Origin of the sequence: Paraherbaspirillum soli, assembly GCF_042654985.1 — a bacterium.
GTDB lineage: Bacteria > Pseudomonadota > Gammaproteobacteria > Burkholderiales > Burkholderiaceae_D > Paraherbaspirillum > Paraherbaspirillum soli.
Window position 1 is genome coordinate 19,221 of record NZ_JBHSMT010000013.1, and the last position, 14,682, is coordinate 33,902.

At 57.2% G+C, this 14,682-nt stretch carries 20 protein-coding genes; 15 read left to right on the forward strand and 5 right to left on the reverse strand.

The window, feature by feature from the left end; translation table 11 throughout:
- Positions 1-127 precede the first annotated feature (127 nt).
- The gene (locus ACFPM8_RS07590; protein WP_378996680.1) at positions 128-541 is read right to left on the reverse strand and encodes an RcnB family protein; all 414 of its coding nucleotides are present in this window, start codon (positions 539-541) and stop codon (positions 128-130) included.
- Positions 542-888: 347 nt separating this feature from the next.
- Between ACFPM8_RS07590 and ACFPM8_RS07595 the strand changes: the two genes are divergently transcribed.
- The 6 genes from ACFPM8_RS07595 to ACFPM8_RS07620 all read left to right on the forward strand — a co-directional run bounded on the left by ACFPM8_RS07595 (position 889) and on the right by ACFPM8_RS07620 (position 5,034).
- A complete protein-coding gene (locus ACFPM8_RS07595) occupies positions 889-1,194 on the forward strand; it encodes a hypothetical protein (protein WP_378996682.1) in 306 nt (101 codons plus the stop codon).
- A gap of 411 nt (positions 1,195-1,605) precedes the next feature.
- Positions 1,606-2,325 (forward strand): Crp/Fnr family transcriptional regulator, encoded by a 720-nt coding sequence (locus ACFPM8_RS07600; protein ID WP_378996684.1) that lies wholly within the window; start codon positions 1,606-1,608, stop codon positions 2,323-2,325.
- Between the two features lie 254 nt (positions 2,326-2,579).
- Positions 2,580-3,272 carry a Crp/Fnr family transcriptional regulator gene (locus ACFPM8_RS07605; RefSeq protein ID WP_378996686.1) on the forward strand — a complete coding sequence of 231 codons (693 nt, stop codon included), beginning with the start codon at positions 2,580-2,582 and terminating at the stop codon, positions 3,270-3,272.
- A gap of 293 nt (positions 3,273-3,565) precedes the next feature.
- A complete protein-coding gene (locus ACFPM8_RS07610) occupies positions 3,566-3,778 on the forward strand; it encodes a CsbD family protein (protein WP_378996689.1) in 213 nt (70 codons plus the stop codon).
- A 26-nt stretch (positions 3,779-3,804) separates the two neighbouring features.
- Positions 3,805-4,353: a hypothetical protein gene (locus ACFPM8_RS07615; RefSeq protein ID WP_378996692.1), complete on the forward strand. Its 549-nt coding sequence runs from the start codon at positions 3,805-3,807 to the stop codon at positions 4,351-4,353.
- Positions 4,354-4,449: 96 nt separating this feature from the next.
- Complete coding sequence (locus ACFPM8_RS07620; protein WP_378996693.1) at positions 4,450-5,034, forward strand: BPSL1445 family SYLF domain-containing lipoprotein; 585 nt, start codon at positions 4,450-4,452, stop codon at positions 5,032-5,034.
- A gap of 119 nt (positions 5,035-5,153) precedes the next feature.
- Here the strand turns inward: ACFPM8_RS07620 and ACFPM8_RS07625 are convergent, their stop codons facing one another.
- Positions 5,154-5,345 carry a Thivi_2564 family membrane protein gene (locus ACFPM8_RS07625; RefSeq protein ID WP_378996695.1) on the reverse strand — a complete coding sequence of 64 codons (192 nt, stop codon included), beginning with the start codon at positions 5,343-5,345 and terminating at the stop codon, positions 5,154-5,156.
- Positions 5,346-6,287: 942 nt separating this feature from the next.
- A complete protein-coding gene (locus tag ACFPM8_RS07630) occupies positions 6,288-6,473 on the reverse strand; it encodes a hypothetical protein (RefSeq protein WP_378996697.1) in 186 nt (61 codons plus the stop codon).
- Between the two features lie 238 nt (positions 6,474-6,711).
- Between ACFPM8_RS07630 and ACFPM8_RS07635 the strand changes: the two genes are divergently transcribed.
- Genes ACFPM8_RS07635 through cydX form a run of 5 tightly spaced genes read left to right on the forward strand, consistent with a single transcriptional unit; the run spans position 6,712 to position 10,523 of the window.
- A complete protein-coding gene (locus ACFPM8_RS07635) occupies positions 6,712-7,368 on the forward strand; it encodes a GbsR/MarR family transcriptional regulator (protein ID WP_378996699.1) in 657 nt (218 codons plus the stop codon).
- A 4-nt stretch (positions 7,369-7,372) separates the two neighbouring features.
- Positions 7,373-7,624 (forward strand): cytochrome oxidase putative small subunit CydP, encoded by a 252-nt coding sequence (cydP, locus tag ACFPM8_RS07640; protein WP_378996701.1) that lies wholly within the window; start codon positions 7,373-7,375, stop codon positions 7,622-7,624.
- Positions 7,611-9,200 (forward strand): cytochrome ubiquinol oxidase subunit I, encoded by a 1,590-nt coding sequence (locus ACFPM8_RS07645; RefSeq protein WP_378996703.1) that lies wholly within the window; start codon positions 7,611-7,613, stop codon positions 9,198-9,200. Before cydP ends, ACFPM8_RS07645 begins: the two co-directional genes overlap by 14 nt.
- Positions 9,197-10,339 carry a cytochrome d ubiquinol oxidase subunit II gene (cydB, locus tag ACFPM8_RS07650; protein WP_378996705.1) on the forward strand — a complete coding sequence of 381 codons (1,143 nt, stop codon included), beginning with the start codon at positions 9,197-9,199 and terminating at the stop codon, positions 10,337-10,339. Before ACFPM8_RS07645 ends, cydB begins: the two co-directional genes overlap by 4 nt.
- Positions 10,340-10,349: 10 nt before the next feature.
- On the forward strand, positions 10,350-10,523 hold the full coding sequence (gene cydX / locus ACFPM8_RS07655; RefSeq protein WP_378996707.1) for a cytochrome bd-I oxidase subunit CydX: 174 nt from the start codon (positions 10,350-10,352) through the stop codon (positions 10,521-10,523).
- A gap of 16 nt (positions 10,524-10,539) precedes the next feature.
- On the opposite strand, the gene ACFPM8_RS07660 is transcribed toward cydX, so the two are convergent.
- On the reverse strand, positions 10,540-10,779 hold the full coding sequence (locus tag ACFPM8_RS07660; protein WP_378996709.1) for a hypothetical protein: 240 nt from the start codon (positions 10,777-10,779) through the stop codon (positions 10,540-10,542).
- 78 nt (positions 10,780-10,857) lie between these two features.
- On the opposite strand from ACFPM8_RS07660, the gene earP reads away from it, so the two are divergent.
- On the forward strand, positions 10,858-12,015 hold the full coding sequence (gene earP, locus ACFPM8_RS07665) for an elongation factor P maturation arginine rhamnosyltransferase EarP (RefSeq protein WP_378997426.1): 1,158 nt from the start codon (positions 10,858-10,860) through the stop codon (positions 12,013-12,015).
- A 139-nt stretch (positions 12,016-12,154) separates the two neighbouring features.
- On the forward strand, positions 12,155-12,724 hold the full coding sequence (locus ACFPM8_RS07670; RefSeq protein ID WP_378996711.1) for an elongation factor P: 570 nt from the start codon (positions 12,155-12,157) through the stop codon (positions 12,722-12,724).
- A 78-nt stretch (positions 12,725-12,802) separates the two neighbouring features.
- On the opposite strand, the gene ACFPM8_RS07675 is transcribed toward ACFPM8_RS07670, so the two are convergent.
- On the reverse strand, positions 12,803-13,294 hold the full coding sequence (locus ACFPM8_RS07675; RefSeq protein WP_378996713.1) for a MarR family winged helix-turn-helix transcriptional regulator: 492 nt from the start codon (positions 13,292-13,294) through the stop codon (positions 12,803-12,805).
- Between the two features lie 152 nt (positions 13,295-13,446).
- Here ACFPM8_RS07675 and ACFPM8_RS07680 point away from each other — a divergent pair, with 152 nt between their 5' ends.
- Positions 13,447-14,364 carry an EamA family transporter gene (locus tag ACFPM8_RS07680; RefSeq protein ID WP_378997427.1) on the forward strand — a complete coding sequence of 306 codons (918 nt, stop codon included), beginning with the start codon at positions 13,447-13,449 and terminating at the stop codon, positions 14,362-14,364.
- A 17-nt stretch (positions 14,365-14,381) separates the two neighbouring features.
- Complete coding sequence (locus ACFPM8_RS07685) at positions 14,382-14,669, forward strand: helix-hairpin-helix domain-containing protein (RefSeq protein ID WP_378996715.1); 288 nt, start codon at positions 14,382-14,384, stop codon at positions 14,667-14,669.
- The last annotated feature ends 13 nt before the right edge of the window (positions 14,670-14,682 follow it).

The window sequence follows — 14,682 nt, forward strand, 5'->3', positions numbered from 1 at the left end:
GTTGCATACCCAATGCTTCGATCGCGACATCGGGACCCAACATCTTCGCCATGTCAAGTCGGGCACTGATGCCATCAACCGCGATGAACAAGTTTTCAAACTGAAAACAGCGGCTCCGATCGCCGGCTCAGTTATTCAGGAACAGCTGCAGGATGATGCCGTTGGAATTCGCAACCAGAACATAGTCACCGCCTATTTGCACCCAGTGATAACCGCGCGGCGGCGCACTCAGCCGGTGGCCGCGCCAATCATCGACCGCATATTGCCTACTGCGGTATTCGGGCGGAAGCCGCTCGCCCCTGTGAAATTCATGATTTGGACCGGCGCCGCGTTCATCCCGCCGCCCGTCGTTGTAATGCCCGCGCCCCTGAAAGTCGCGGCGATCCGGCTGACGCCAGTCGCGGTGATCTTGCTGGTTGTCGCGTTGCATCTGTTCGTTGCGACCGCGGTCGTCGCGTTCTCCATAACCTTGGGCGAAGGAAAAACCTGCCGTCGCCAAAGACATCGCCATGATGGCGGAAACAACTTTATTACCGTTCATGCTGAGCTCCATTCGATTGAAAAGTACCGTATTCGCCTCGCGCACTTAGGCGTGCGCCTTGTGCCGATATGGAAGATAGGCTGGTAAAGCGACGGATTCTGTGCGCTAGCGTACCGAACCAGGCAAATAGTTCGCGTAGCCTCGTCGGCAGTCGTAACGCGCCGACAGAGTTCCCGCCCGGGGCTATTCGCGGAGGTCGGCTGCGGATGCGATCTTGCAGTAGCGATGGCCTGATCTGCCGACGCTGATCATTATCGCCAGAGACCGATCAAATCTGGATGGCTGCCCACAATGGCGTGTGTAGTTCTGGTTAACCAAGGAAATCATCATGAAATATTCGAAACTGTGTGCCGCAGTATTGGCAACGCTCGCGCTGGGTGGCTGTCTCACGCTTCCCACGGGTCCGGCCGGACCGCAAGGTGCAACCGGCAATACCGGAGCGACCGGATACACCGGCGCGACTGGATATACCGGTGCAACCGGTGACACTGGAGCGACCGGGGGAACCGGCGCAACTGGAGGAACCGGCGCAACCGGCGGGACAGGTGCAACCGGGGATACCGGCGCCACCGGATACACCGGTGCAACCGGCAGCACTGGCGCAAGAGGAAGCACAGGTGCCAAAGGAAGCCCAAATGGCGACACCGTCGTGATCGTGCCGCGTCGCTAGCAGGCCGGTGGCGAACCCTGGCTTGGGATTGCAGGGTTCGCCACCGGCTCCGTGAATCCGAAGGACGCCAAAAAACTCTTCAAGATGTTGATTTTGCGCTCATCGCCGCGATAGTTATTTCGAAGTATATGCAGCGTGCCTTGCAACAACCCGCATGGTTTCCCACAACAGTTCGACGAAATCAGCTGCCGCATGCGCCACTGTGCTGCCGAGTAATGACAGGCTCTGACGCTGACAACTACATTGTCCACTAGCGAACATAGCGCTGACTTCCTATACTGGTATTCCGGTGCGAGTGCACCACCAGTGGTAATCGTAGGGCTTGCCGACATATAAATTTCCCAATTGATATATCAACAGGCCCCAGAATCCAAACCAGCCTTGGAGTTCCGCGATGGCCATTTCCCCTGACCCAAGAAAGAACCACCTGCTCGCCGCGCTGCCGGATGCCGAGTGGCTGCGTTGGCTACCGCAGCTTGAAGCGATCGAACTGCCGCTGGGCAAGGTGCTGTATGAATCGGGCAGCACGCTGAACTATGTCTATTTCCCTACCACCGCGATCGTCTCGCTGCTGTATGTGCTGGAAGACGGCGCATCGGCCGAGATCGCCGTGGTTGGCAACGAGGGCATCGTCGGCATCTCGCTATTCATGGGCGGCGAATCCACTCCCAGCCGCGCGGTGGTGCAAAGCGCCGGCCATGGCTTCCGGCTGCGAGCGCGCACGATGAAAGATGAATTCAACCGCGCCGGTCCGGTGCTGCACCTGATGCTGCGCTACACCCAGGCGCTGATCACGCAAATGGCGCAAACCGCCGTTTGCAACCGCCACCATTCGCTGGATCAACAGCTGTGCCGCTGGCTGCTCTTGAGCCTGGACCGTCTGCAAGGCAACGAACTGGTGATGACCCAGGAACTGATCGCCAACATGCTGGGCGTGCGCCGCGAAGGCGTGACCGCGGCCGCGCTGCATTTGCAGGAGGACGGGCTGATTCGCTATGCGCGCGGTCACATCACGGTGCTGGATCGCCAGGGGCTGGAGCTGCGCACCTGCGAGTGCTATGCCGTGGTCAAGAAAGAGTGCGACCGGTTGTTGCCAAATAAGCTGGCGACGTAGCGCCGCGACGCCGGCTTACGTCAACGCGGGCGATCCGTCGCAGTCTCGAAAGCGCTCCGATGACAGGATCGGCCGCTGCCGATGTTGCACGTCAACTGATGCATCAATTTAATTTCCCTTATGTGCGCTGGCAGACAGTCACGCGGAAACACTTTATGCAGACTCATTCCATAGGCCGAAACGGCATTATGCGGCGACACGGCCTTCGGCCCGCCCCTCGCACGGAGGGGCCGGCAATACACAGGAGAGTCAGGTTGGCCACCATAGAGAACCACTTGATCGAACTGCTTCCGCGCAAGGACCGCCTGCATCTGCTTGCCGTCTGCGAGCCGGTCAAACTGGAGCTGGCAGAAGTGCTGTGCGAGCCCGGTACGCCGACTCGTTATGTCTACTTCCCGATCGACGGTTTCATTTCGCTGGTGGCGCGGATCGATGGCAGTCCGGGCGTGGAAGTCGGCATGGTGGGCCGTGAAGGCATGCTGGGCGCGCAGTTGGTGCTGGGCGTGGTTACCGCGCCATTGCATGCGTTGGTGCAAGGCCCGGGTTCGGCCTGGCGCATCGGCACCGCCACTTTCCGCAGTGAACTGGCATGCAGCGCCGCACTGCAGCGCGGCCTGAACCGCTACCTCTATGTGCTGATGGCGCAGATGGCGACGTCGGCCGTGTGTCTTCGCTCTCACCTGATCGGTCCGCGCCTGGCGCGCTGGCTGCTGATGAGCCAGGACCGCGCCCACTCCGACAGCTTCCGTATGACGCACGAATTTCTGTCCTACATGCTCGGCGTGCGTCGCGTCGGCATCACGACTGCCGCCAGCGCCTTGCAACGCAGCGGGTTGATCGAATACCGCCGCGGCGACTTAAGGGTGCTAGACCGCAGCGGACTCGAAGCTGCGGCCTGCGATTGTTATGCCGTGGATCGGCGGGCCTACGCCGAATTGCTGCGTTGACCCGGCATCAGTTACGCCGCCGTATTGAGGCCGAACAAACTTGAATGCGATTCTGTATTTGTCTTGTAAATCAGTTTATATAACCTAGAATTTCTAACAGACAACGCGAACTGCGGTCCCGAAAAATGCGTTTCGCAATCGATTTTTTCAAAAAATATGCTTCAAAAAAAAAGCATTTCGCCTGTTTTCGAGTATGCGGAATTTGACATGCTCGTTGTATTGACGCGGTGGCTGTTGATATGGATGTCGATTGCCGCTACTCCAAGGTAAATCGCGCTTAAAAGGAGACTCAAATGAATTGGGACATCGTTGCAGGAAATTGGAAGCAATTCAAAGGCAAGGTAAAAGAGCAATGGGGCAAGCTCACCGACGATCACCTCGACACGATTGCAGGCAAACGCGATCAGCTCGCCGGAAAAATCCAGGAAACCTATGGCGTCGGCAAGGACGAAGCCGAAAAGCAAATCAAGGAATTCGAAGAACGTCATAAGAAAGACGCTCCTTAACTTCCGCCACCCGACAAGGAAAAATCATGAACAAACTATTCGCATGTCTGTTTGTATGCGCTGCCACCCTTGGCTTCGCATCCACCGCACCAGCCGCAACGCCTGAAGCAAAAGCCACTTATAAAGCAGCCGAAGACAGCGCGGCAGCCGACTACAAAATTGCACGCGCAAAATGTGATTCGCTCACCGGCAATCCGAAAGATGTGTGCATTGAAGAAGCCAAGGCCGCCGAGAAGCGCAGCAATGCCGAAGCCGAAGCGCAATTCAAGCACACTCTCAAGGCCAGGACCAGTGCGCGGATTGCCATGGCCGAAGCCGACTATGCGGTAGCCAAGGCCAAATGCGGCGCCATGGTGGGTAACGACAAAGATGTCTGCATTAAAGAAGCCAAGGCGGTCGAGACCAAGGCGATAGCCGACGCCAAGGCCCACAAGAAAGTGGCCGAAGCAAAAACCGAGGCGCGTGAAGATACGCGCGACGCCCAGTATGACGCCGCCCTTGAGAAATGCAGCGCCTTGGCCGGTGCCGCGAAGGATACTTGCATCGCATCGACCAAAGTCCAATTCGGCAAATAGGACTACCGGCAGTGGCGTCCAAAGAGGCCACATGATTTTTCTTTGCGTGCTTGCGTGTTTAAAACCAGCTTTTCGTTTAACCCGATGGAGATCATTATGTATAGACGTGATTTCATGCTGAAGACGGCCGCCTCGCTCGCGGTCACCGGTTTGACAGCTGTAGGCTGCACCACCACCACGACGGCCGACTCCAATGCCGATAAGGGCAAGCGTCGTCATGAAATCGATGCGGGCGTCGATACCGCTCTGGCGCGGCTGTACACGGCGGCGCCGGGCGCGCGTGAATTGGTGGCAAAGGCGCACGGCGCGCTGGTGTTCCCGTCGGTCATCGCCGCCGGATTCTGGGTCGGCGGGCAGTACGGCGAAGGCGCGCTGCGGACCGGCAATACGACTGCGGGCTATTACAGCACGGCGTCGGCCTCGGTCGGATTGCAGATCGGCGCGCAGTCGAAAGCGATCATTTTCCTGTTCATGACCCAGGAAGCGTTCAACAAATTCCGCAACAGCGAAGGCTGGTCGGTCGGCGGCGATGCATCGGTCGCCGTGATGAAGATCGGCGCCAACGGCAACATCGACACCGACACGGCGACCGCAGCGGTGCTGGCATTCGTCCTGACCAATAGCGGCCTGATGGCCAACCTGACGCTGGAAGGCACCAAGGTATCGCGCCTCAAGATCTGAGCCGGACTTCGAAACCGGATCAGAAGCCAGCCTGAGTAAACGAAGAGGATGCATTGCATCCTCTTCGCGTCAACGCAGTACGACTCCCAATGTAATCAAGCAGCCAGGCAGCGCTCCGGCTACAGGTGGATATGCGGCAGATAACCGCCAGGGAGGATGCCGACCACCGACAGAATCATCAAGATCAGCAAGATGATGAATAGAATGCGGACAATCTGCGCCACCGGCGCCGGTAGCGGCAGCATACTGATTAGCCACCATATGAGTCCGAACACGACAAGATATACGATAAGACCGATGATTAAGTTCATTTTGTCCTCTGCTGCTAAAAACCGATTTACCTATCCGATCAGTAGCCGACAAATTTCTTGTTTAGATTGATGCCTGACTCTTTCAGGATCGCCGCACCCCTGATGCTGAAGTTCCGGCCGTCCGGAAAGTTTGTGCTGTCAAATGCAGACGCTTATCTGCGCCACCGTCACGGCACACGAGTAATCCGGCTTGAGATCGTGACGCGATCGGCAGCCGAATTCCCATGTGTCGCAGGCGTAGTTACTTCGGAACAACGACCACAGTATCACCGGCCTTGCCAGTCTTACCGGTATCCCCGGTATCGCCTTTGGCGCCCTCGCCGCCCGACGCTCCAGTTGCGCCGGTAGCACCGGTTGCGCCTTGGGCGCCCTCATTGCCAGCCGAAGCAGCCGCACCAGCCGGCCCAGGTGCTCCCTGCTGTCCAGGCGCACCGGCTGGTCCAGGAACCGGGACCGGAACGGCGACCGTTGCCGGTTGACGATCACAGGCTGTCAACGCGACGGATCCGACAAGCGTCAGTAAAAGAATCGAATATTTCATGGTGAACCCCTTTCTCGAAAACGAAAAAAATCTGCGACAAATCAAGCGGAAATGCCTTGAATAACGCAGGCGCTCAAACAAGATTCATTCACAACGGATGGCATCGACTGATGCGCGGGCGTATTGATTCACTAGCAAAAATCAGCTCACACACCGATGAACGTGTTCACACAATCCAGAGAAATGGATGTTCCGTTAAGTCACGCTGAAGTCTGCGCTACAAGATCAAGGGTTTCCGTTCGCTAGCGAACATACGGCAGCAAATAGCGGAAGGCTTTTCAAGCCCCGGCGTGCAGGGCAAGGCGCACAGCGCAGCGATAGTGGGCTATCGCAAGCATTTGCAACGCCGCCATGCGCGTCTGGTGCGCGACAGGCACTATCGAATCTATTGTTACAGTCCGCTAGTAACCGGAGCCACCCCGATCGTCGTGATGGCCTTCGCGGCGCTCTCCCCCTCGGTCGTCACGGTGTCCATGCCAGTCGCCGCCGCGATCGCCATGCGCTCCTTCCCCATCCGAGCCATACGGCACCGCTATACAGCCGCCGAGCAATACGGCCAACGAAAACAAGATAGCGAGACGTTTCATGATGAACTCCCAAGTAATTGGCGGCATTGATTTCGATGCCAAAGTCCGCTCATGGTTCAGATGTGAATGCCGCAAGATCATTGCATTCAGTGCTCCTGAATTCGAATCCGCCCCCTTGATAATCCGAACGCAACGTCGCGATTATTTTGCCATTTCCCCAACTTTAGCTTGCAGGATTTCCTGCTTTAACATATATTCCAGTAATTACTGAAAATTCAAAACAGCATTAAACATCACCATGCAAACCGACCCTTCCAGCAGCGCCGCCAACTCATCCATCACCCTAAGCCCCCTCACCCCTTTGACGCAGCGCTTCATTTCGCATTTCGGCGAAATGGGCAGCCGCTGGGGGATTAACCGTACCGTTGGCCAGATTTATGCGTTGCTGTATGTGCTGGGGCAACCGCTGAACGCCGATCAGATTGCCGAGTATCTATCGTTCTCCCGTTCCAACGTCAGCATGGGTTTGAAGGAATTGCAATCCTGGCGTCTGGTCAAGCTGCTGCACCAGCCCGGCGACCGTCGCGAATACTTCGAGCCGCCCAAGGATATCTGGGACATTTTCAAGACCCTTCTGGAAGAACGCCGCCGCCGCGAAATCGAACCGACGCTGTCGATGCTGCGCGACGCCTTGCTGGAAAATCCCACTACCGATGGCGACAAGCAGGCTCAGCAACGGATGCGTGAAATGTACAATTTGATTGAATTGTCCAGCTCGTGGTTCGATGACGTGCAGCGGCTTTCGCCCGAAACGCTGTCATCGCTGATGAAGATGGGTTCCAAGGTCAAGAAATTGCTGGATGTGCGCGACAAGTTCCGCACGCCCCTCAGTAGCAAAAGCAAGACCACCAGCGATCATCCTGACGTGCGATTGAACGTTCATACCAAGGAATAGACGCATGCCGTCGTTCACGCTGAAGAAACGTTTGACGCGCTTGCCGCTGGCGCTCGAAATCGGCCTGATCCTGATCGTCAAGATCGCTCTGCTGACGCTGCTCTGGAAAGCCTTTTTCTCCGAACCGCAAACCAAAAAGATGCGCATGCCGACCGCCCAGGTCGAACAGCACCTGCTGACCAGCCAAGCTGTCGCGCCGGCATCGCTCCCCTCTTATCCAACCTCCCGACCCGAGGCGCCTCATGATTCCCATTGAAGAAGTTGTCAATCTGTCGCGGCTGCAATTTGCCGCCACCGCAATGTTCCATTTTTTGTTCGTGCCGCTGACGCTGGGTCTGGCATGGATCCTGGTCATCATGGAGTCGGTCTACGTGATGACCGGCAGTCCTATCTACAAGGACATGACGCGCTTCTGGGGCAAGCTGTTCGGGATTAATTTTGCGATGGGGATCGCCACCGGCATCACGCTGGAATTCCAGTTCGGCACCAACTGGTCGTATTACTCGCATTACGTCGGCGACATCTTCGGCACGCCGCTGGCGCTGGAGGGGATGATGGCGTTCTTCCTCGAATCGACTTTCGTCGGCTTGTTCTTCTTCGGCTGGGATCGCTTGTCGCGGGTCCAGCATCTGCTTATCACCTTCCTGGTGGCGCTCGGCTCCAGCCTGTCGGCGCTGTGGATCCTGATTGCCAACGGCTGGATGAACAATCCGGTCGGCGCCGAATTCAATTACGAAACCATGCGGATGGAACTGACCAGCATCGTCGATGTGATCTTCAATCCGGTGGCACAGGTCAAATTCGTGCACACGCTGTCGGCCGGTTATGTGGCGGCGTCAATGTTCGTGCTCGGCATCTCCGCCTTTTATCTGCTGAAAGGCCGCGACACCGCATTTGCGTTGCGCTCGTTTGCGATTGCCGCCGGCTTTGGACTGGCCTCGACCTTGTCGGTGATCGTGCTCGGCGATGAGTCCGGCTATACCGCCGGCGAGGTCAACAAAGTCAAGATGGCGGCGATGGAAGCCGAGTGGCATACCGAACCGGCGCCGGCCGGCATCACCGTGTTCGGCTGGCCGAACGAGAAGGAGCAGCGCACCGACTATGCCATCAAGATTCCGTATGTGCTGGGCTTGATCGGCACCCGCTCGGTCGACAAGCAGATCGCCGGCATCCAGGACCTGAAGCGAGAACATGAAGTCCGCATCCGCAACGGCATGCTGGCTTACGCCGCGCTCACCCGCCTCAAATCCGGCGACATATCGCCGGCCGCCATCGGCGAATTCGAACTGCTGAAACGCGATCTCGGCTTCGGCCTGCTGCTGAAGAAATACACGCCGGCGGTGATCGACGCCACGCCGCAGCAGATCGCGATGGCGGTCAACGACACCTTCCCGAAAATTGCGCCGATGTTCTGGTCGTTCCGACTGATGGTCGGGCTGGGGCTGCTGTTCCTGTTTATTTTTGCCAGCTCGTTCTATTTCCTGATCCGCAAAAAACTGGCGCCGCAGCGCTGGTTGTTGCGGCTGGCGATGGTCAGCATTCCATTGCCTTGGGTCGCGATCGAACTGGGTTGGCTGCTGGCCGAATACGGACGCCAGCCGTGGACCATCTCCGGCGTGCTGCCGACCCATTTGTCGGCTTCCACGCTGCAACCGGGCAGCCTGTATTTCAGCCTGGCCGGCTTCCTCGGCTTCTATACTTTCCTGTTCGTGATTGAAATGATCCTGATGGTGAAATACGCGCGCCGCGGGCCGAGCAGCCTGCATACCGGCAAATACCACTGGGAAGCGCTGGAAAAACTGCAAGCCGCCAAACTGAAGGGAACGCCATGATCTTCGATTACGAAACCTTGAAAATAATCTGGTGGGGCTTTGTCGGCGTGCTGATCATCGGCTTCGCGTTGACCGGCGGCTTCGATTTCGGGGTCGGCATGCTGCTGCCGTTCATCGGCAAAACGGATGGCGAACGCAGAGTCGTCATCAATGCCATCGGCAGCACCTGGGAAGGCAACCAGACCTGGTTCATCACCGCCGGCGGCGCCCTGTTCGCAGTGTGGCCGCTGGTCTATGGCGCGGCGTTTTCCGGCTTTTATGTGGCGCTGATGCTGCTGCTGTTTTCGCTGTTTTTCCGTCCGGTCGGCTTCGACTATCGCAGCAAAGTGGCCGATACCCGCTGGCGCAATTTCTGGGATTGGGGGCTGTTTGCCGGCGGCATTGTGCCGGCGCTTATTTTCGGGGTCGCTTTCGGCAACCTGCTGCTGGGCGTGCCGTTTCATTACGACGACAGCATGCGGGTCGAATATACCGGCAGCTTTTTCGGCTTGCTCAATCCGTTCGGACTGTTGTCCGGCTTACTGAGCGTGGCGATGCTGACCATGCATGGCGCCGCTTTCCTGCAGGTCAAAACCGATGGCGCGATTGCGCTGCGGGCGCGCAATGCCGCCAGGATTGCGGCGCTGGCAACCGTCGTGCTATTCGTCATCGGCGGAATCTGGATTGCGCTCGGCATCGACGGCTATCGCATCACGGCGATGCCCGATCCGAATACCGCTTTCATGCCGCTCGCCAAAACCGTCACCGTCGTCAACGGCGCCTGGCTCGACAACTATGCGCGCTGGCCTGCCATCTGGGCGCTGCCGATCGGGACTATCGCAGCCGCCTTGCTGTGCCTGGCGTTCAGCATTGCGCACAAGGTGCTGGCGGCTTTCCTGTCCAGCGGCGTCGCCGTGACCGGCATCATCCTGACCGCTGCCGCCTCGATGTTCCCATTCATCATGCCTTCGTCGCTCGATCCTAAAAGCAGCCTGACGATCTGGGATGCGGTTTCGAGCCACAAGACGCTTGGCATTATGTTCTGGGTGGTGGCGATCATCATGCCGATCATCATGCTGTACACCGGCTGGGTGTATCGCGTGATGCGCGGCAAGGTGACGCTGAAGCATATCGAAGATAACGAACACACCGCCTATTAAGGAGAAAATGATGTGGTACTTCGCATGGATACTAGGGGTCGGGCTGGCGCTGGCGTTCGGCATCATCAACGTCATGTGGCTGGAAGCCAATTACGCGTTCGGCACGCGCGATGAAGAGACCACCCGCGAACGGTTCGAACAGGCCGCGGCCGCGCATGAGCTAGCCAAGGCGCGCAAGAAATAAGGACTGCGATCCGCAGTCATGCGTCAGGCAGGTTGGCGGCCGGAGTGGCGGCCGATCCGTCGTCGGCCGGTAAAGTCTCGGCGCATTCACTGATGGCGATGGCCACCATTTCCAGCTTGGTTACCGCCACATTCAAGGAATCGTTTATTTGCGCTTTGGTGTGCGCCGGCATGGTTTCCGCTATCTGCGCCACGGCCCCTGCCAAATCGATTACCGCCAGCGTCAGATTGGCAATCAGGTCGCGCTCGTTAGTCATCTTTCATCGTCCAGTGTGATACGGGGGGCGGCATTATTACATTACACTGTCGAAATTTGAATCTTGAGCCACCAAAAAATGCATCCGAAAGAGCATCAAACCACATCGCTGGCGCTGTTTTGCAAAGTCGTCGACAACTATGGCGACATCGGGATCTGCTGGCGTTTGACACGGCAGTTGGAGCAGGAACACGGCATCGCCGTCACCTTGTGGGTGGACGATTTGCGGAGTTTTCAGCGGATTTGCCCGGAAGTCGCCATCGACCGCGAGACGCAACAGATCGGCAGCGTGACGGTACGCCATTGGCGCGATCAAAACGGCGTGTTTGCGGCCAGCGATGTGGCCGATATCGTGATCGAATTTTTTGCCTGCGACATCCCGCCTGGATATATTGCAGCAATGGCAGAGCGCACTCCTCGTCCGGTGTGGCTAAACCTGGAAGGCCATAGCGCGGAAGAATGGGTAGAGGGCTGCCATACATTGTCGTCACCTCATCAATCGTCCTTGACCAAGTATTTCTTTTTCCCTGGCTTCACCGGCAAAACCGGCGGCCTGCTGCTCGAATCCGGATTGCAGCAACAGCGCCAGGCATATCAACAGGATCAAGCGGAAATGGCCGCTTTTCTCGGACAATTCGGCGTCACGCCGGCAGAGATGGCATCGCTGAAGGTCTCGCTGTTTTGCTATCCGCAGGCGCCGGTTTCAGCCTTATTCGATGCATGGCAAAGCAGCGGCACAGCGATTACCTGTCTGGTGCCGGAAGGCGTTGCGGTCGATGCCGTGCAAGCCTTTCTCGGGCAAGTGGCAAAGGCGGGAGCAAGCGCGAGCCGCGATGCGTTAACGGTGCGTGTGCTGCCTTTTATTCCACAGCCTGATTACGACAAGCTGTTATGGGCATGCGACCTCAATTTTGTGCGGGGAGAAGATTCCTTCGTGCGCGCGCAGTGGGCTGGCAAACCTTTTGTCTGGCACATCTACCCGCAAGACAAAGACTTGCACCACGTTAAATTGAACGCATTTTTGCAGCGCTATTCAGCAAAAACGGAGAGCTTGGTCGAATTCTCCTTAGCCTGGAATGCCGCCGCGAAAACAGCCATCGATTGGGCTGCGCTATGGCCGTCGTTTGAAGCTGACCTGCAAAAAATTGCCGACATGTCCGTCGATTGGCAGCTCCAGTTGTCGGCAAATGGCGATTTGACCGCTAATTTACTGAAATTTGCCGAAACAGTTCAGTAAGAGATATTCAAAAATGGGTTAGAATACTAGGCTAATTTTTGACGCATTTTAAAAATTCAATCATACGTGGGCTTGCGGCGCTTCATGCCAGTAGGCTACAGATGATTTTCAAGTAACCTACTTTTTACGACTATTCCCTATGAAATTTGCAAAAGAAATTCGTGTTGGCAACATCATTATGGTTGATAGCAAGCCGATGATCGTCTTGCGCTCGGATGTCAACGGCTCGAGCCGCACAGGCTTCACCTACAAGTGGAAGATGAAGAATCTTCTGACAAATAGCCCTCAGGAAAACGTGTTCCGCGGCGACGACAAGTTCGATGTCGTCGTGCTCGACAAAAAGCCTGTGACCTATTCGTATTTCGCCGATCCGCTGTTTGTATTCATGGACGCCGACTACGAGCAGTACGAAATTGAAGAAGAGAACCTGGGCGATGCGCTGAACTACCTGAAAGACGGCATGGAATGCGAAGCTGTGTTTTACGACGGCAAAGCAATTTCGGTCGAACTGCCGACCACTATCGTGCGCCAAGTGGTTTATTCGGAACCAGCGGTCAAGGGCAACACTTCGGGCAACGTCCTGAAAGAAGCCAAGATCGAAAACGCCATCGAAGCCAAGCAGCACACAGTCATGGTGCCATTGTTTATCAGCACAGACGACAAGATTGAAATCGACACACGCACCAACGAGTTCAAAAAGCGCGGTTAATACCTTCCCGCTTGCAAAAAACGCTGCCGATTTTCCGCAGCGTTTTTTTTCGCCCATCGGCCATCCAAAACGCGCCGGTCAGGATTCAAATCTGACCAGCAACTGACGCAACAATCCCGCCAACTGCTCCCTGTCCGCTTCACCCAATTCGGCCAGCAGGCGATGCTCGTTGGCGACGTGCGCCGCCACCGCCTTCTCAACCAATTCGAGACCGCTTGCGGTCAGGCTGATCAATACGCTGCGCCGGTCATCCGGGTTATGCCCGCGCTCGACAAGTCCGGCGCGTTCCAGGTGATCGATGCGATTGGTCATGGTGCCGGAAGTGATCATCAGCGATTGCAATAATTCATTCGGCGACAAGCGATACGGCGCACCGGCGCGGCGCAATGTGGCCAGCACATCGAACGACCAGCGGGTCAGGTCGAACTGCGCCAGCCCGTCATTTACCCCACGCTCCAGATAAGTGGACAGACGACCGATGCGGCCAATAATGCCCATCGGCGAGCTGTCGAGATCCGGCCGCTCGCGCTGCCACTGCTTAAGAATTTCATCTACTTTGTCTGTTTTCATTATTTCAAGCACATTGAGTCGGGCCAGAGAAAATTAGCCAAGACAGTATCTTGACATCAAGAGAAAGCGCTGTAAAATCCATTTGTCTTGATGTGAAGATAGTTCACATGAAGATTGATTGCAAGAAGATCAACGATTTGAAAATGGATGCCATGAAAAATTCAAACAACACCCTGACCGACACCCTGCTGACTGCGCTCGCCCCGGCAATCTGGGGCAGCACCTATCTGGTCACCACTCAGTTGCTGCCATCCGGCTACCCGCTGACGCTGGCGATGCTGCGCGCGCTACCGATCGGCCTGATCCTGCTGGTCTTGCTGCGCCAGCTGCCGAGCGGCATCTGGTGGTTGCGGGTGTTTGTGCTCGGCGCGTTGAATTTCACGTTGTTCTGGGCCTTGCTGTTTATTTCCGCCTACCGCTTGCCGGGCGGCGTGGCCGCTACGGTCGGGGCGATTCAGCCGCTGATGGTGATTCTTTTTTCATGGCTACTGTTTCGCGACGCACCGCGCCGTTTGGCGCTGTTAGCGGGCGCGGCCGGCATCTTCGGCGTCGCGCTGCTGGTGCTGACGCCATCGGCCAAGCTGGACGCGATCGGCATCGGCGCCGGCTTGCTGGGCGCGGTCTCGATGGCGATCGGCACCACTCTCAGCAAGCGCTGGCGGCCGTCGGTGCCCTTGCTCACGTTTACCGCATGGCAACTGAGTGCCGGCGGCTTGCTGTTGCTGCCGCTGGCCTTATGGTTCGAGCCGCCGCTGCCGGCTTTAAGCGGTCGGAATATCGTCGGCTTCGTCTATCTGGGTCTGATCGGCGCCGGACTGACTTATTGGCTTTGGTTCCGCGGTCTGCAAAAACTGCAAGCGGCGGCAGCCTCCTCGCTCGGTCTGCTGAGCCCGGTGACGGCGACCTTGCTCGGCTGGCTGGTGCTTGAACAACACCTGTCTTCGTTACAAATACTGGGAGCAGCGGTTATCCTGTTGAGCGTATGGCTGGGACAATGGGCGGCGCGGCCGGCGACCGCTGCACCGCGGCCGATAAGCCAGCCTGAGACTGCCCGGACCGCAGCTAATTGAATACCACGGAGACTGAAATGCCGAAAAACATCGAGAGAGAAGCCGTCGTCAAACTGGAAGATCTTCCCAATATCGGCAAAGCCGGCGCCGCCGACCTGCGCTGCATCGGCATCCACAGGCCCGATCAGCTGGTCGGCAAATCGCCGTTCGAGATGTACGACGCCCTTTGCGCAAAAACCGGCGCCAGGCACGACCCTTGTGTGATTGACGTTTTCATCTCGGTGGTGCGCTTCATGGAAGGGGCGCCGGCGCTCCCATGGTGGTCATACACGGCAGAACGGAAGCGCCTGCTCAAATCCGGTTAAGGTCATCTGAGCG